The sequence below is a fragment of the Bacillus sp. FSL K6-3200 genome (assembly GCF_038630485.1).
GTDB lineage: Bacteria > Bacillota > Bacilli > Bacillales > Bacillaceae > Bacillus > Bacillus safensis.
Genome location: NZ_CP152032.1, coordinates 1262314 through 1279469 on the forward strand (window position 1 = coordinate 1262314; position 17156 = coordinate 1279469).

At 43.3% G+C, this 17156-nt stretch carries 13 protein-coding genes and 5 tRNA genes; 6 read left to right on the forward strand and 12 right to left on the reverse strand.

Going from position 1 to position 17156, the window contains the following annotated elements:
* Positions 1 to 110 precede the first annotated feature (110 nt).
* The 12 genes from glmS to MHI60_RS06345 all read right to left on the reverse strand — a co-directional run bounded on the left by glmS (position 111) and on the right by MHI60_RS06345 (position 9177).
* On the reverse strand, positions 111 to 1913 hold the full coding sequence (gene glmS, locus MHI60_RS06290) for a glutamine--fructose-6-phosphate transaminase (isomerizing) (protein WP_003216893.1): 1803 nt from the start codon (positions 1911 to 1913) through the stop codon (positions 111 to 113).
* A gap of 575 nt (positions 1914 to 2488) precedes the next feature.
* Entirely contained in the window at positions 2489 to 3835 is a 1347-nt protein-coding gene (gene glmM / locus MHI60_RS06295; RefSeq protein ID WP_075612272.1) for a phosphoglucosamine mutase, read from the reverse strand.
* A gap of 25 nt (positions 3836 to 3860) precedes the next feature.
* The gene (locus tag MHI60_RS06300) at positions 3861 to 5288 is read right to left on the reverse strand and encodes a YbbR-like domain-containing protein (RefSeq protein WP_144486068.1); all 1428 of its coding nucleotides are present in this window, start codon (positions 5286 to 5288) and stop codon (positions 3861 to 3863) included.
* Complete coding sequence (cdaA, locus tag MHI60_RS06305) at positions 5281 to 6102, reverse strand: diadenylate cyclase CdaA (protein ID WP_008344027.1); 822 nt, start codon at positions 6100 to 6102, stop codon at positions 5281 to 5283. The genes MHI60_RS06300 and cdaA overlap by 8 nt, the downstream gene beginning before the upstream one ends.
* A gap of 217 nt (positions 6103 to 6319) precedes the next feature.
* Complete coding sequence (gene rsiW / locus MHI60_RS06310; RefSeq protein ID WP_081123889.1) at positions 6320 to 6946, reverse strand: anti-sigma-W factor RsiW; 627 nt, start codon at positions 6944 to 6946, stop codon at positions 6320 to 6322.
* Between the two features lie 14 nt (positions 6947 to 6960).
* Complete coding sequence (gene sigW / locus MHI60_RS06315) at positions 6961 to 7524, reverse strand: RNA polymerase sigma factor SigW (RefSeq protein ID WP_034324045.1); 564 nt, start codon at positions 7522 to 7524, stop codon at positions 6961 to 6963.
* Between the two features lie 183 nt (positions 7525 to 7707).
* Positions 7708 to 8619 (reverse strand): arginase, encoded by a 912-nt coding sequence (rocF, locus tag MHI60_RS06320; RefSeq protein WP_095407572.1) that lies wholly within the window; start codon positions 8617 to 8619, stop codon positions 7708 to 7710.
* Between the two features lie 136 nt (positions 8620 to 8755).
* Positions 8756 to 8827 (reverse strand) — tRNA-Gln (locus MHI60_RS06325).
* 4 nt (positions 8828 to 8831) lie between these two features.
* Positions 8832 to 8916: transfer RNA gene (locus MHI60_RS06330), tRNA-Tyr, on the reverse strand.
* Positions 8917 to 8944: 28 nt separating this feature from the next.
* A tRNA-Thr gene (locus tag MHI60_RS06335) sits at positions 8945 to 9017 on the reverse strand.
* A 3-nt stretch (positions 9018 to 9020) separates the two neighbouring features.
* Positions 9021 to 9096 (reverse strand) — tRNA-Val (locus MHI60_RS06340).
* Between the two features lie 6 nt (positions 9097 to 9102).
* A tRNA-Glu gene (locus tag MHI60_RS06345) sits at positions 9103 to 9177 on the reverse strand.
* Positions 9178 to 9397: 220 nt separating this feature from the next.
* On the opposite strand from MHI60_RS06345, the gene murQ reads away from it, so the two are divergent.
* The 6 genes from murQ to MHI60_RS06375 are packed head-to-tail and all read left to right on the forward strand — an operon-like array spanning position 9398 to position 17130.
* The gene (murQ, locus tag MHI60_RS06350) at positions 9398 to 10309 is read left to right on the forward strand and encodes an N-acetylmuramic acid 6-phosphate etherase (protein WP_144472668.1); all 912 of its coding nucleotides are present in this window, start codon (positions 9398 to 9400) and stop codon (positions 10307 to 10309) included.
* Positions 10310 to 10323: 14 nt separating this feature from the next.
* Entirely contained in the window at positions 10324 to 11193 is an 870-nt protein-coding gene (locus MHI60_RS06355) for a MurR/RpiR family transcriptional regulator (protein ID WP_144486070.1), read from the forward strand.
* Entirely contained in the window at positions 11190 to 12569 is a 1380-nt protein-coding gene (locus MHI60_RS06360; RefSeq protein WP_144486072.1) for a PTS transporter subunit EIIC, read from the forward strand. The genes MHI60_RS06355 and MHI60_RS06360 overlap by 4 nt, the downstream gene beginning before the upstream one ends.
* A 13-nt stretch (positions 12570 to 12582) precedes the next feature.
* Positions 12583 to 13938: a penicillin binding protein PBP4B gene (gene pbp4b, locus MHI60_RS06365; protein WP_144486074.1), complete on the forward strand. Its 1356-nt coding sequence runs from the start codon at positions 12583 to 12585 to the stop codon at positions 13936 to 13938.
* A gap of 13 nt (positions 13939 to 13951) precedes the next feature.
* The gene (locus MHI60_RS06370) at positions 13952 to 15871 is read left to right on the forward strand and encodes a glycoside hydrolase family 3 protein (protein WP_144486076.1); all 1920 of its coding nucleotides are present in this window, start codon (positions 13952 to 13954) and stop codon (positions 15869 to 15871) included.
* Positions 15872 to 15882: 11 nt separating this feature from the next.
* Positions 15883 to 17130, forward strand: a complete 1248-nt coding sequence (locus MHI60_RS06375) for a DUF1343 domain-containing protein (RefSeq protein ID WP_144486078.1) — start codon at positions 15883 to 15885, stop codon at positions 17128 to 17130.
* Positions 17131 to 17156: the final 26 nt, after the last annotated feature.

Consider the following 17156-nt stretch of genomic DNA (forward strand, 5'->3'; position numbering starts at 1 on the left):
AAAGAACATCGTACGATCAAATTTATCATTTTCTAGTTCTTTTGACACAAAAACACCCCTTTAGAAAATGAAATCTAAAGGGGTATCAAAAATCCAATTTTATTTAATCCCTACTCCACCGTCACACTCTTCGCAAGGTTACGTGGTTTATCCACATCACACCCACGGTGAAGGGCTGCGTAGTAAGCGATTAGCTGTAATGGTACAACAGATGCAAGTGGTGCAAGTGCTGGGTGTACAGCTGGAAGGACGAAACGGTCGCCTTCGTCTTCTAGGCCTTTTAGTGAGATGACACATGGGTTTGCTCCGCGTGCAACAACTTCTTTGACGTTACCGCGAATGCTGAGGTTCACGTGCTCTTGTGTTGCAAGGGCAATGACTGGTGTGCCTTCTTCAATCAAAGCAATTGTGCCGTGTTTGAGTTCTCCGCCAGCAAAGCCTTCTGCTTGGATATAAGAGATCTCTTTTAGCTTCAGTGAACCTTCAAGGCACACATAGTAGTCAAGTCCTCTTCCGATAAAGAATGCGTTACGTGTCACTGTGAAGAAGTCACGAGCGATTTGTTCCATTTCATCCTTTTGATCCACAAGGGCTTCCATTGCGTTTGCTACAATACCAAGCTCTTTCACAAGATCAAAGTCAAGAGATTGACCATTTAATTCAGCTGCAACTGATGCAAGGATTGCAAGTACAGCGATTTGTGCTGTGTAGGCTTTTGTTGAAGCCACTGCGATTTCTGGTCCTGCATGAAGAAGCAATGTGAAGTCCGCTTCACGAGAAAGCGTAGATCCTGGTACGTTTGTGATCGTTAATGCTTTATGACCAAGTTCTTTGACTTGAACAAGTACAGCACGGCTGTCCGCAGTCTCCCCAGATTGAGAAAGGAAGATGAACAACGGTTTTTTCGATAGAAGCGGCATGTTGTAAGAGAATTCACTTGCTACATGGACTTCTACAGGTACTTTTGCCCAGTCTTCAATGTATTGTTTACCGACAAGTCCAGCATGGTAGCTCGTTCCGCAAGCCACGATGTAGATGCGGTCTGCTTCTGCTACTGCGCTTGCGATATCGCCAGCGACTGACAGCTTGCCGTTTTCGTCTTGATATTCTTGGATGATTTTGCGCATAACAAGCGGCTGTTCATCCGTTTCTTTTAACATGTAGTGAGGATATGTGCCTTTCTCAATGTCGCTTGCATCAAGCTCAGCGATATAAGAAGGACGTGTCATGATATCACCGTCAAGGTTTTTAATAATAACCTCGTCTTTTGTGACAATGACCATTTCTTTATCCATTAATTCCGCATATTCGTTTGTTACTTGAAGCATCGCCATTGCGTCAGAAGCCACAACGTTGAAATCTTCGCCGAAACCAACCAATAATGGGCTTTTGTTTTTCGCCACATAGATTGTTTCTTTGTTTTCGTTATCGAAAAGGGCAATCGCGTAAGAGCCTTTTAGTTGAAGAAGCGTTTGACGGAAAGCTTCCTCTGTATCAAGACCTCTGCTGACAAATTGTTCGATGACTTGAACAACAACCTCTGTATCTGTGTCGCTTTTTAGTGTGACGTCTTGTAAATATTCGCGTGTCAGTTGTACATAGTTCTCGATGACACCGTTATGAACAAGCGTAAAACGGCCAGAAGCACTTTGATGCGGATGCGCATTTAGATGGCTTGGTACACCGTGAGTTGCCCAGCGTGTATGTCCAATTCCTGCTGAAGATGCCACGTTTGCATCCACGACTTCACGAAGCTCAGCGATACGTCCTTTTTCTTTGAACACATGTACGCCTTCTTCGTTTGCCACAGCGATACCTGCTGAATCATACCCGCGGTACTCAAGCTTCTCTAAACCTTTTAATAAGATTTCCTTCGCATCATTCTGACCAATATAACCTACGATTCCACACATAAATATTCTTCCTCCCGATCATGTGAAAGGGACAAAGAAAGCCTACTAAAATAGAAGGGACATTTCTTCGTCCCTCTCTACATGTTTAATTTGGGAGATCATGTGTATTCCCTTTGTACAAAGAGTCACCTCTTTGCTTTAAAGAAACACTTACGGCTGTGATCTCTTTTTTTGATCAGCCGGGAGGCATCCGCCGAAAATTCGATAACCTCCATCCTCGTCAACTAAGCATCTTTCGTCCGATCGCTTAGTTCGGGCGCTATAATTATAAGAGAGTTTCTGAACATCTACCCTGCCTTTCCTGATAGAATAAAAATCCAGTAACACAAGGATGATTGTACTATAAGGTCTGACCTCCGTCAATCACAATTTAGCGGGTGATCCCCTTCATTTGAGAAAGTGAGACCTCCATACACTATATGCGATGAGGCTTGTCACGTTCTACCTTTGATGTGCTCTCCTATGTATGAAGGCAGCTTCAAGTTGCCCTCGCTTATATCATTCGTATAGATCCATCCAATTATGTCGTTTATTCAAAAAAAAGCAAACCGCTGCCAGCGGTTTGCTTTCATCTATTACTCAATACCCATTTCTTCTTTCACAACAGCTGTAATTCGAGCCACATATTCATTACACAGCTCTTTTGTTTTCGCCTCTGCCATGACACGTACAAGCGGCTCTGTTCCCGATGGACGAACAAGGATACGGCCGTCACCATTCATCTCTTTTTCAACCTCTTGGATCACTGCTTTTACTTTTTCATTTTCTTCTACTTTATATTTATCAGACACTTTCACATTCACTAAAAGCTGCGGGAACTTTTCCATTTCCGCTGCAAGCTCTGATAATGTTTTCCCTGTCGCTTTGAGCGTATTCACAAGCATGATCGCAGAAAGCATGCCATCACCTGTCGTATTATAATCAAGGAAAATCAAATGGCCTGACTGCTCGCCGCCGACATTATAGCCATCATTTTTCATCGCTTCGACCACATAGCGGTCACCAACAGCAGTTTGAATGCTCTTAATACCTTGCTTCTCAAGCGCTTTATAGAAACCAAGGTTACTCATGACCGTTGACACGACGGTGTCATCCTTTAATCGGCCTTCATCCTTCAAATAACGTGCACATATGTACATAATTTGATCGCCGTCTACGATATCACCTTTTTCATCGACTGCAATTAAACGGTCACCGTCACCATCAAACGCAAGACCAATATCTGCACCCTTCTCCTTCACAAAAGCAGAAAGTGCCTCTGGATGAGTGGAGCCTACACCATCATTGATATTCAATCCGTTTGGTGATGTTCCCATTGTGGACACATCAGCATCTAAATCTGCAAATAAATGTGTCGCTAGAGAAGAGGTTGCACCGTGTGCACAGTCAAGCGCCACGTGAATACCTGTGAAATCCTCGTCCGCTGTCTGCTTCAAGAATTGCAAATATTTCTGACCGCCTTCGAAGTAGTCGTTCACCGTTCCAAGATCGGCTCCAACCGGGCGAGGTAATTGATCGACTGGCTGATCCATCAGCTGCTCAATTTCATTTTCCTGTTCATCTGACAGCTTAAAGCCGTCACCGCCGAAGAATTTAATGCCGTTGTCTTGAACTGGATTGTGTGAAGCAGATATCATGACACCCGCTTCTGCATCCATTGCCTTCGTTAAATAAGACACACCAGGTGTTGAGATCACACCTAGACGCATCACTTCAGCTCCAATTGAAAGTAAGCCTGCAACGAGTGCTCCTTCTAACATATGACCAGATACACGTGTGTCTCGACCAACGAGTACCTTTGGACGTTCTTTATCCTTCGTGAGCACATAGCCGCCAAATCTCCCAACTTTAAATGCGAGCTCTGGCGTTAATTCGCTATTCGCTACACCCCTTACACCATCAGTTCCAAAGTACTTGCCCATGTTTCAATCGCTCCTTTTTTACCATTCAAGAGGACGCTTCGTCCTCTTTTTTATCTTCTTTGACCCGCTGTCTTTGACTCGATTCTTTCTTTGCTTTATCTTGCGTGGATTCTTCTTTACTCTTCTCACCCTGATCATCGTCATCAGTTGATGAATTTTGCTGATCTTTTTGATCCTTCCGATCATTCGTCGAAGCCGGCTGATCCTCTGTATCAGTAGAAGTGAGTTTCACTTTGACCTTTGATCTCGATAATGTCCATGTCACATTTTGAGGACCATTCACTTGAACTTTGACCTCATGGGTTCCTTCGTTCAGGTCCCCTGCATTGATATAGGCTTCAACATCTGAAGCCTTTAGTTTATCAATCGCACTCTTTGATCCCTTTGCTGTTAACGTGAGCCGTCCAGAGGAGGGGCTCACAAAATCAGATGTGAGATCCTTGCTCAAACCCACGACAGAAATTGGTACATTATCGATCTTTTTTTCTTCAGCTGTTGCAACCTTCACTTTGATCTTAACGGTTTCGGGTGATACCTTTTTCACACCATCTGGCAGGGGAATATCGGCATCAATCTCCGTATCATCTTTGATCTTGCTTAGGTCCAGCTTGACACCATCAATAAAATCAAGTGCATCCAGCACCTTTTGAGAGCCGTACACTGTGACCTCACTAGGGCTTGTCTCAATGCTTGAGATGCTGATCCCTTCTGGCAAGCTGCCCGTCCGCTCAATTTTAAAAGGGACCTTTTTGCTCGGGCTTGAGATTGGGACCGTAATATCCACCACAGACGGACTTACTTCGACTGGCAGCTCATTCCCACTGCTATCATACACAGTGAGCTTCGCTTCTTTTTCGATTTGCTGATCGACATCCTCTAAGTTCACAAAAGCTTTAATGACAGAAATTTTGTCGATGACGTCCTTTGATCCAGTGACCGAGACCTTTTTCGGATTCACAATGGGCTGTTCAGGTGAATAGCCGTCTTTAATTTTATTTTGATTATAAAATTCAGTTTCAACAGGAAATTCAGCTGTCGTTTTTTCTTGTATCGTCACAGTCGTCACGGATGGATTAATCGATAGTGTGAGTCCTTTCGATACATCTCTTGCCTTCAGCTCCACTTTATGTGTACCTGTCGATAAGTTCTGCATGTCTGCGTAAATTTCAAAATTCTTTGTTTGTCTTGCTGTTTTCACAGCACTTGTTGATCCTTTAATCGTGACATTGACTGTCTGCGGCACACCAGTGACAACGTACTTCTCGTCATCATAATACGCTTTAACAGGAATGTCGGTTAAAGTTGCTTCATCTGTCGTCGATGTTGGGAAAAAGGATTCACCGATTTTTTTCGGCGTGGGCGCTTGCGCTGAATTGACTGCACCATACAGCAATAAAGCGAAGACCAATGCAAGAAGCTTAACGGCCCAGCGATTATTCAAAATCTTATCCATTTTTCTTGCCCCTCCAATACCATTTGGTCGAGGAAGCATCTTTGCTGTTCTTACTAAATTCAGCAATCAGCATTTCTTCAAGCGCTTCTTCTGTCAATTCTCGGTGGAGATCACCATTTCTTGCGACAGAAATGCCGCCAGTTTCCTCAGAAACGATGACAGTTAAGCTGTCTGTCACTTCACTTATCCCAACTGCCGCTCTATGACGCGTCCCAAGCTCCTTAGAGATAAAAGGGCTTTCTGACAGCGGTAAATAACAAGCTGCAGCTGCAATCTCATCCCGCTTCATAATGACAGCACCGTCATGAAGCGGTGTATTCGGAATGAAAATGTTAATGAGCAGCTCTGAACTCACCTTTGCATTCAAAGGAATTCCTGTCTCTATGTAATCATTCATTCCGGTATCGCGCTCAATTGTCAGCAGCGCGCCAATTCTCCGTTTTGCCATATAGTTAATTGCTTTTGTAATTGCCTCGATCGTTTTCTGCTGCTGTTCCTCTACAGGTGTCCCGCTTCTTGAGAAGAAACGGCCGCGCCCAAGCTGCTCAAGCGCTCTCCTTAGCTCTGGCTGAAAAATAATAATGATCGCAAGGAATCCCCACGTAATCGCTTGATCCATCAGCCATTGAAGTGTGTTAAGACCGAGATACGCACTTCCCATCCTGACGAGAACAATGACCACAATTCCCTTTAAAAGCTGAACCGCTTTTGTTCCGCGGATGACCATCATTAATTTATATATCACATACCAAACAACGAGAATATCAACAGCATTACCGAGGTACTGCAAAAAAGGAATATCCCCTAAAGCCATTTCCTCGTCCTCCAGAATTTTCAGTTATTCTTCGTTTGATGCATTTTTTAATAAAAAAAGAGCCTATGTATCAATACATAGCGTGGCTATTATACCACATTTTGTTTCAGCAAGGAAAATAGTTGCCATATCTGGCTGACTTGCTAGTATGCTTGAATCTCACCAATGTATAGAAAAAGAGCAGCCCCCTTTAGAGACTGCTCTTAAACCGATTGAGTTACTTTTGCTCCTCTGGACCAATGACCCGCATCACGTTTTGTGCTGTTGATTTCATTTTGTACCAGATCCAATCAAACACTTCATTAATTTCATTAATTTGACCAGTGACTTGTCCGGCAGAAGCAGTCAGCTGTTCCCCATTGACGACGGTGACATTGCCATCAACCTTGCCTTCTACAATCAGCTTACCATTTTTGACAGTGATATCACCTTTTACGGTTTCCCCTTTAGGTACGGTCACTGTATCATTTTCAACGACGAGATTCGGCTGCTTCGACACACTGAAATTATGATCGGTATTCCAGCTTGTAAACAGACTGCCTCCCATCAAAATGAGAAAGAGGGCAGCGGCTACCATCAGCGGGTGAGCTTTGATCCATCTTTGAACCGACACACGCTTTTTCTCCTTCGGAAGACCTGCCATCACCTTTGCAGTGAAATCAGATGGTGCTTCTATATGAGATGTACTCTGCACTAGCGCGATGGATTTCTCAATTTGTTGAAAATGAGTACGGCACTCCTCACACGATTGCAGATGGCTTTTTAATTCTTTTTCGTCTTGGGGCTCAATGTCCCCGTCTAAATACTGATGCATAAGCTGGACGATTCTATCCTGACAGCTCATCAAAATCACCTCACTCAAAGGTCTCTCAACTGTTTCCGGAGAGCCTCTCTACCCCTGTGTATTCTCGTTTTCACCGTACCAACTGGTATATTCAGAATCTCACTAATTTCTTTTAACGAGAGTTCATCAATATACTTTAATACGATGACCGAACGATATTTGTCGGGTAATCTTAGAATTTTTTGCTGAATGGTACTCGATAATTCAAGAGACACCACCTCATCCTCTGGCAAAATGCCATCAGCAGCAATTTGAGAATACATATTTAATCCTTCTGTTCCTGCCACCTCTGCATCTAAATAATAATCCGGCTTTTTTTTGCGAATACGGTCGATGGTCAGGTTGGTTGCAATGCGGTACAGCCACGTGGAAAACTTACGATTCACATCAAAGCTTTCGATATTCACATAGGCACGAATAAACGCCTCCTGCGCAATATCCTCCGCTTCATGTGCATTCCCAAGCATACGGTAGCACAGCTGATAAATTTTGTCTTTATACAGGTCTACGATGTCCGTAAATGCGTTCTGGTCGCCTTTTTTCACTTGCTTAATTCTCTTTTTAATCATTGTGTCCATAGTATATTCAACCTCTGCCTTCACCGGTCTTTATGTATACGAACCTCTTTCCAAAAGGTTTCATTCTCCTCTAAAAAATAGTGTAACAAATTTTTGACAGTGTGTTACGCTTATCAACCGGTAAAAACCTTAACATATCCTTAAATTTTCCCAAAACAAAAAAGAACGGGAACAAGTCCCGCTCTACAATAGCTTTTCACCCATTAACGATCCAATTAGTGCCACAGCCGCTTCTGCTGTTTTATTTTTCTCATCTAATACCGGATTTACTTCAACAAATTCAGCAGACGTTAAAATACCCGCCTCCTCTAAAAGCTCCATTGCGAGATGACTTTCCCGGTAACTAATGCCGCCCGCTACCGGTGTGCCTACTCCAGGGCACTCCGCTGGATCTAGTCCGTCTAAATCAAGCGACAGATGGACACCATCTGTTCTTTCCTTTAGATACGCAATGGCTTCCTCCATCACCCTTGTCATCCCTAAACGATCAATTTCATGCATCGTATATACTTTAATGCCTTTCTCTCGAATCAATGCCCGTTCTCCTTCATCTAAGGATCGAGCACCAATTAAAACGACATTTTCAGGCTTCAATTTAGGAGAATAACCGCCAATGTTTGTTAAATCAGCATGCCCAAGACCGAGACTGACAGCAAGCGGCATGCCGTGGATATTCCCAGATGGAGACGTTTCCTCCGTATTCAAATCCCCGTGTGCATCATACCAAATGACACCTAAGTTTTCATAATGCTTGGATACCCCAGCAAGAGTGCCAATCGCAATGCTATGATCACCGCCTAAAATGAGCGGAAACGAACCTGACTGCACAATACTGTCAACCTTCTCAGCAAGCAGCCGATTCGCACCAGCATTCTCCGTCAAATTTTTTAGCTTTTCACTTGTATATAAACCTTTCTCATCATCTCTTTGTTCAACTCGAATATCACCTAGATCCTCTACATCAAATGAGAGCGTTTCCAATTTTTCTTTTACACCTGCACAACGAATCGCACTCGGCCCCATATCGACGCCCCTTCTCGTTTGCCCCAAGTCCATTGGAACTCCGACAATCGTGACCTTCTTTTCCTCTCCCATATGTACATCCCCTTTCCGTTCATGATTATATTTTACTTTCTTGATGCCTTCTGACTCAACTCAACAACATTTTGAATAGTTATACATTCACTCTGCCAACATAAAAAAAGACACCTTTTTCAAAAAGGTGTCTTAACTGGGCTAGCTGGATTCGAACCAACGCATGACGGAGTCAAAGTCCGTTGCCTTACCGCTTGGCTATAGCCCAAAAATGGTGGAGGGGGGCGGATTCGAACCGCCGAACCCGGAGGGAGCGGATTTACAGTCCGCCGCGTTTAGCCACTTCGCTACCCCTCCACATATGGAATTGATAAAGAAAAAACAGTGCCGGCAAGAGGACTTGAACCCCCAACCTACTGATTACAAGTCAGTTGCTCTACCAGTTGAGCTACACCGGCATATGGTGGAGGATGACGGGCTCGAACCGCCGACCCTCTGCTTGTAAGGCAGATGCTCTCCCAGCTGAGCTAATCCTCCACATTATGGTGACCCGTACGGGATTCGAACCCGTGTTACCGCCGTGAAAGGGCGGTGTCTTAACCGCTTGACCAACGGGCCAGTTTGTCAAGTTTGTTGTTTCCGTGAAGCTGACAAAAGTTATTATATACAGGTTGTCCCCCTTTTGTAAAGGGGATTTTTATTTTTTTTATTTTCTAACTATTTACTCCCTATTCGTTCAACATTTCGACTGAAATATAATTTCAATATTCAAATATAATATTGAAATTTCATATCATACTCAATATACTGAAAATGAAGAAATAAGGAGGTATGTCACATGCAGCCATCTCAACTGCGTTCTTTGACAACAGAATCAAGAAACCCCAACACAATGGGAATTTCACAAGCAGATCCGCTTGAAATACTCCAGATGATCAATGAAGAAGATATGAAGGTCGCTCAAGCAGTCAACCTTGTACTTCCACATGTCAAAACAGCAAGTGACTTTGCCTATGAATCCATCTCAAATGGAGGCAGACTCGTTTATTTAGGTGCCGGAACAAGCGGCAGAATTGGCGTAATGGATGCTGTCGAATGTCCCCCAACCTATAGCGTCTCACCTGATGTGATTGTAGGAATTATGGCAGGAGGAGATTCTGCTTTTTCTCAAGCTGCTGAAGATGTGGAAGACAGTGAAGAAGCTGGCAAACAGGATTTAGTACAAATTCACCTGACATCAAAAGATACAGTCGTCGGTATTGCCGCAAGCGGCAGAACACCTTATATCATCGGTGCTTTAAACTACGCAAAGTCAATTGGTGCAAAAACAGTAGCCCTCAGCTGCAATGAACAAGCAGAAATTAGCGAGCTTGCAGATTGCGCCATTGAGGTCATTGTGGGACCAGAAGCCATCACTGGGTCAACAAGAATGAAAGCGGCATCCGCTCATAAAATGATTTTAAATATGCTTTCCACCTCAGTCATGATCAGACAAGGAAAAGTATATGAAAACCTGATGGTTGATGTAAAAGTCAGCAATCATAAATTAAAAGAACGCGCCATCACCATCATTCAACATGTGACAAACGCTTCCTACGAACAAGCCGTAAAGACTCTTGAAGCAGCAGACTTAGAAGTCAAAACCGCCATCGTCATGCTCCAAACAAACACAGATAAGGAAACCGCCAAAGATTTACTCAACAAAACGAATGGCCATATCGACAAAGCGATCTCACGTTATCAATCCTAAAGGAGGCAGAGCTCATGTCAGCAGGTGGACTTACCCTACTACACACAATCAAATCAAAGCTTCCCCAATCTGAAAAAATCATTGCAGACTACATCCTTGCCCATCCTGACAAAGTCATTAAAAGCACAGTACACGAAATTAGTCAGGCAGCTGGCGCAAGCAGCTCTGCAGTCATCCGCCTTTGTAAATCCCTCGGGCTGGATGGCTATCACGATTTAAAAATGCGGATCGCTGGAGACTTGATGCATGACGATAAACAAGGCTACAGAGATATCGAACAAGATGAACCGCTTCAATCCATTATTCAAAAAACAGCAGGAAACTCGATTCAATCGATTAAGGACACCGCTTCTATTTTAAATGCAGAAGCTTTAGAAAAGGCAGTTCAATTACTGATGCATGCAAATCAAATTCATTTTATCGGTGTTGGTGCATCTGGCATCGTCGCAGCTGATGCCCAGCAGAAATTTCTCAGAATTAACTATGCAGCAACAGCCTTCACTGACATGCACATCGCATCCACAGTCATCGCAAATGCGGGAGAGAATGACATTGTGTTTGGTATATCCTTTTCAGGAGAAACGTTAGACATCATTCAAGCCCTTCAGCTCGCAAAAGACAATCAAGTGAAAACCATTGCTTTAACGCATCCAGGTCATACAAGCGTTTCTGCTTTATGTGATGTTCACCTATCGACGTCCGGTTCCAATGAAGCACCTTTTCGCAGTGCTGCCACTTCCTCTAGAATGGCACAGCTCTACTTAATTGATGTCTTGTTCCTCAGTTTAGCTTCCCGGCAATATGAAGAGACAGCGCAATATATTGACAAGACAAGGCATGCCATCCGCTCCATGAAACGAAAATCAAAGGGGGATTCAACATGAGTCATCAAAAGAAATATCAGCAGTTGGCGAAAGACATTCTTTCACTCTGTGGTGGTTCTGAAAATATCTCTTCGCATACACATTGTATGACACGGCTCCGAATTACACCGATTGACAATGAAAAAGTTCACATCACAGCAATCAAAGAACTCGATGGCGTCATTGGCGTCGTCGAAGCAGAAACGCTTCAAATCATTTTAGGAACTGGTGTTGTCAACCAAGTATCAAGTGCGTTTGAACAGCTGCTAAATGCCTCTGGCTCTTATGATTTAAACAACGAAGCACAAAAAAACAAGCAAGCCATTTCACAAAAGAACCGCACACCGTTCAAGCTCTTCTTACGGCGGATTGCCAGCATTTTTATTCCAATCATTCCGGCACTAGTTGCCTCAGGTCTTATTACGGGGATAACAAAAGCGATCGTGCAAGCAGGCTGGCTTGACGAAAAATCTCAAGCCGCGATTATTTTAACGGTTATAGGGTCTGGCCTTTTCGCTTATCTCGGGATATTAGTCGGAACAAATGCCGCAAAGGAATTTGGAGGCTCTCCTGCATTAGGCGCATTAGCTGGTATCCTCATTATTAACCCAGCCTCCGCAGACATTATGTTATTTGGCACAAATATTCTACCAGGCAGAGGCGGACTCATCGGTGTTCTTCTAGCCGCCATCTTTATGGCACTTGTGGAAACCCGAATTAGACGCTTCGTCCCGCAATCACTTGATATCATCGTCACACCAACCATCACACTACTCATTACAGGCATTTTCACGTACGTTGTCTTCATGCCAGTCGGAGGATTTATATCTGATGCCATCACCTCAGGACTGACTTACCTATTAAATATGGGCGGTATTTTCGCAGGGTTTGTTCTTGGTGCGACCTTCCTCCCACTTGTTGTAACAGGACTTCACCAAGGGCTGACACCGATTCATATGGAACTTATCAATTCAATTGGAGATGACCCGCTTCTGCCAATTCTCGCTATGGGCGGTGCAGGACAGGTGGGCGCTGCATTCGCCATTTATATGAAAACAAAAAAGAAAAAGCTCAAAAGAGCCATTGCTGGTGGGCTTCCTTCAGGGATGCTGGGCATTGGCGAACCACTCATTTTTGGTGTCACACTCCCGCTGGGACGACCATTTCTCACCGCTTGTCTTGGTGCAGGAATCGGCGGCGCATTTCAAGCCTACTTCCAAATTGCGACGAAAGCCATCGGGGTATCCGGTCTTCCATTAACCTTTATTGTTCACACACATCAAATGCTTCTTTACTTAATTGGACTATTTATCGCATATGTTGCTGGATTTTTCTTCACATACTTATTTGGATTTCATGATGATATGGCTGTTGAATTCGAGGATCACAATCAATAAGGAGGTCTAGACCTTGAAGAAATGTTTTCTTTTGATCACATGTCTGTTCATGCTCCTTGGGTTACCAGTACAAACATTTGCAACTAGCTCCCATCCTGTATCGTCTTTGTCTAAAACAGCACCTGAAGAATATCCCGTCTTAAAAAAAGCAAAACGACCGGAACAAGTAGGCTTTTCTTCCAGGCAGCTGAGGAAGGTTGATCAAATGATTCAAAATGACATCAAAGAAGGATTTCCAGGAGCAGCTCTCATCATTATCAAGGACGGAAAGATCGTCCATCAAAAAGCCTATGGCTACCGGCAAAAATATGATGGCACAACAGAACTCAAATCGTATAAAAAAATGAAAAAAGATACACTATTCGATTTGGCATCCAATACAAAAATGTATGCGACCAACTATGCCCTGCAAAAGCTTGTCTACGAGAAAAAACTTGATGTCAACGAAAAAATACAGACCATCCTTCCAGATTTTCAGGATGAACCTGATGCAAAGGTAACCGGTAAAGATCAGCTTCGGATAAAGGATCTTCTCACACATTCTGCCGGTCTCCCTTCCAGTGTCTTATTTTATAGCAAAGAATCAGCTGGCTCTTTTTTCTCTCAAGACAGAAAAACAACGATGAAATGGCTGCCAAAGGTACCGCTGCAATACAAGCCAGGTACCCAGCACATTTATAGTGACATTGATTACATGCTTCTAGGCATGATCATCGAGAAAAAAACAGGCATGCCTCTTGATCAATATGTCGAGTCAACGATTTATCGGCCGCTAGGTCTCAAACACACAATGTTCAATCCACTGCAAAAAGGGTACAAACCGAAGCATTTTGCAGCAACCGAACGTTTAGGCAATTCACGAGACAGTGTGATCGATTTTGAAAACATCCGGCGGTACACCCTGCTAGGTGAAGTACACGACGAGAAAGCATATTACTCAATGGCAGGCATCTCCGGTCACGCTGGGCTTTTCTCGAACACCTCAGATATGGCCGTGCTGCTTCAGCTGATGCTTAACAAAGGAGGCTATGGAAAAACAACCATCTTTGATCAAGCTTCTATCGATCTCTTTACAGCCTCCTCTGCTACGAACCCAACTTACGGGCTAGGCTGGCGAAAAAACGGTCATACTGACATGGAATGGATGTTTGGAAAATATGCAAGTAACGAAGCCTATGGGCATACTGGCTGGACCGGCACCATGACGTTGATTGATCCTAAACACAATTTAGGTGTCGTGTTGCTGACGAATAAGAAACATTCACCCGTTGTTTCACCAGAAACCAATCCTAATCAATTTGAAGGTGACCTGTTCCCAACTGGTACTTATGGAAGCATCATGACCGCAATCTACGAATCTTTTCAGTAAAAGGAGGAATTCGATGTTGAAAGCTCTCTTCCCCGCTGCACTGGTTTTGGCCCTGCTAACCTCTTCCATTCCAACGGAAAAGGTTAGCTCTGCCTCTCTGCCCACCGCCAAACAAATGGTTCAAGACATGTCACTGGATGAAAAGATCGGTCAAATGCTCATGCCAGACTTTCGCAATTGGCAAACAAAAAATGAATCCGCACCTACAGGCTTCACAAAGATGAATAACGAAGTATCTCATCTTGTAGAAAAATATCATCTAGGCGGTGTCATCTTATTTGCCGAGAATGTCGTTGATACGAAGCAAACCGTGAAACTCACCCATGAATTTCAAAAAGCATCACCAAACATTCCTTTACTCATTTCCATTGATCAAGAAGGCGGAATCGTCACAAGGTTACAAAAGGGAACACATTTCCCAGGAAATATGTCGATTGGTGCCTCTAGAAGCAAAAAAAATGCATATGACACAGGAAAAATCATTGGAAAAGAATTAAACGCCTTAGGGATTAATACAAATTTCTCTCCTGTGCTTGATGTGAATAATAACCCAAACAACCCCGTCATTGGTGTCCGTTCCTTTAGCTCTGATCCTGCTCTTGTCACTAGACTTGGTCTTCAAACCATGAAAGGACTTCAAAAGGAAAAGACCATTTCCACACTAAAACATTTCCCGGGACATGGTGATACAGCCGTCGATAGTCACTACGGTTTACCGCTTGTAGAGCATGACCTAGATCGTTTAAAAAAGGTTGAGCTGTATCCATTTCAACAAGCGATCAACGCTGGTGCGGATATGGTCATGACCGCTCATGTTCAATTTCCTGCCATTGATGACACAACGTATCAAAGTAAAAAAGATGGCGAGGACATCATGGTTCCAGCAACCTTATCAAAACAGGTCATCACACACTTATTAAAAGAAGAGATGGGCTTTCAAGGTGTTGTTGTGACAGATGCTCTAAATATGAAAGCGATTGCAGATAATTTCGGACAGGAAGAAGCAGTTGTGATGGCCATTAAGGCAGGTGTCGACATCGCTCTCATGCCAGCACCAGTCACCTCATTAAAAACAGAGAAAAACCTAGAGAATGTATTCAATGCTGTCAAACAAGCGATTTTAAAGAAAGAGATTCCGATGTCGCAGATCAACGAATCTGTCGAAAAAATTCTTCAATTAAAAATCAAACGCGGCATTATTACCTCGAAAAAACCGATCAGTCTTGAGAAAAAAATCAAAAAAGCCACTCAAGTCGTTGGGAAAAAGTCGCACCTTAAAGCAGAACAAAAAATGGCACGTGAAGGGATCACCCTGCTTAAAAACAACAAAAAAACCTTACCTTTCAAGCCTAAAAAGAATGACAAAATCGTGGTCATGGCACCTTACGAAGATCAGACAAAAGCAATGTCTGTCACAGTCGAATCTCTCATGAAACAAAAAAAGATCAAGCCTGTACGCATCCAGTCATATGCTTTTGCGGATAAAACGTTCACCAAAGAATCGGCCAAACTAATAAAAGAAGCTGACTATGTCATCACGGGCTCTTACGTTGTCCAAAATGACCCAGCTGTGAATGACGGCGTAATTGATGACAATGTCCAGGACCCGAAAAAATGGGCAACCGCCTTCCCTCGTGCTGTCATGAAAGAAGCAGCAGCACAAAACAAAAAAATGGTCATCATGAGTCTTAGAAACCCTTATGATGCGGCAAATTTTGAAGAAGCTGATGCCTTACTAGCTGTGTACGGTTTTAAAGGCTACTCAAACGGACAATTTAATCAGCCAAATATTCCTGCTGGACTAGAAGTGATATTTGGAGCTGCATCACCTAAAGGGAAACTGCCAGTTGATATCCCATCTGTCACTCATCCAAATCAAACCCTTTACCCATTCGGCTATGGACTCAACTTGAAAGGGAAACAGATCAAATAGGAGGGATTCTCTTGAAAAAAACAGCAAGCTTCATACTCGCAAGCATTCTCATGATGAGCACATTGACCGCCGCCTCTCCCGCAGATCAAGAACGAACAGACACAAAAGGAAAAAAAGCAGCAGTCAAAACAGGGATCGAAACACTACTCTCAAGCAATCTTTCATGGCTAAAAGGGAAAAGGGTTGGCCTCATTACCAATCCGACTGGCATTGATGCAAATATGAAAAGCAGTGTCGATCTCCTATTTGAACATCCAAATATCAAGCTAACTGCTTTATATGGACCTGAACACGGCGTGCGCGGCGATGCACAAGCAGGAGAAGGCGTCGAATCCTATACCGATGAAAAAACAGGTCTTCCTGTTTACTCTCTTTATGGAAAAACAAGAAAACCAACTCCTGAAATGCTGAAAAATGTAGATGTCCTGCTGTTTGATATTCAAGACGTTGGTGCTCGTTATTACACCTATATTTACACGATGGCCTATGCGATGGAAGCTGCTAAGGAAAACAACATTCCCTTTGTTGTCCTAGACCGCCCAAATCCCATTGGCGGACTAAAAGTAGAAGGACCTGTATTAGAGCCTGAATACGCCTCTTTTGTAGGGCTCTATCCAATCCCATTAAGACATGGAATGACTACTGGTGAGCTTGCAAACCTGTTTAACAAAGAGTTTCATATCAATGCTGATGTAACAGTCGTCAAAATGAAAAATTGGAAGCGGTCCATGACATTCGATGATACGAAGCTGCCGTTCGTCCTTCCTTCCCCTAACATGCCAACAGTGGATAGTACCTTTGTATATCCTGCCACAGGATTAATTGAAGGCACAAATGTCTCTGAAGGCAGAGGAACGACGAAACCATTCGAGCTCATTGGTGCACCATATATCAATAGCAGCGAGCTGGCAGATCACTTAAATCAGCTAAAACTAAAAGGCGTTCAATTTAGACCTGTGTCATTCACCCCCACATTTTCTAAACATGCCGGTACACTATCTCATGGTGTGCAGTTATACGTCACAGACCGCTCATCCTTCGAAGCGGTGAAAACGGGGTTATCCATCATCAAAGCAATACATGATCTATATCCTAATGACTTTCAGTTCCTTCAAACAGGCAGCTTTGACAAACTCATCGGGAATGGCTGGATGAAAGAAGAAATCAATAAAGGGACTTCCGTCAAACATATTATGAAACGCTATCATCACGACCTCAAAACATTCGAAAAGAAACGGAAAAAATATCTCATCTATTAAATCACAGAAAAAACCTCCATCTATTA

Bases quoted from the DNA above. Each gene is read 5' to 3' on its own strand.
- glmS (WP_003216893.1), bottom strand. From the start codon at position 1,913: ATGTGTGGAATCGTAGGTTATATTGGTCAGAATGATGCGAAGGAAATC.
- glmM (WP_075612272.1), bottom strand. From the start codon at position 3,835: ATGGGCAAGTACTTTGGAACTGATGGTGTAAGGGGTGTAGCGAATAGC.
- MHI60_RS06300 (WP_144486068.1), bottom strand. From the start codon at position 5,288: ATGGATAAGATTTTGAATAATCGCTGGGCCGTTAAGCTTCTTGCATTG.
- cdaA (WP_008344027.1), bottom strand. From the start codon at position 6,102: ATGGCTTTAGGGGATATTCCTTTTTTGCAGTACCTCGGTAATGCTGTT.
- rsiW (WP_081123889.1), bottom strand. From the start codon at position 6,946: ATGAGCTGTCAGGATAGAATCGTCCAGCTTATGCATCAGTATTTAGAC.
- sigW (WP_034324045.1), bottom strand. From the start codon at position 7,524: ATGGACACAATGATTAAAAAGAGAATTAAGCAAGTGAAAAAAGGCGAC.
- rocF (WP_095407572.1), bottom strand. From the start codon at position 8,619: ATGGGAGAGGAAAAGAAGGTCACGATTGTCGGAGTTCCAATGGACTTG.
- murQ (WP_144472668.1), top strand. From the start codon at position 9,398: ATGCAGCCATCTCAACTGCGTTCTTTGACAACAGAATCAAGAAACCCC.
- MHI60_RS06355 (WP_144486070.1), top strand. From the start codon at position 10,324: ATGTCAGCAGGTGGACTTACCCTACTACACACAATCAAATCAAAGCTT.
- MHI60_RS06360 (WP_144486072.1), top strand. From the start codon at position 11,190: ATGAGTCATCAAAAGAAATATCAGCAGTTGGCGAAAGACATTCTTTCA.
- MHI60_RS06370 (WP_144486076.1), top strand. From the start codon at position 13,952: ATGTTGAAAGCTCTCTTCCCCGCTGCACTGGTTTTGGCCCTGCTAACC.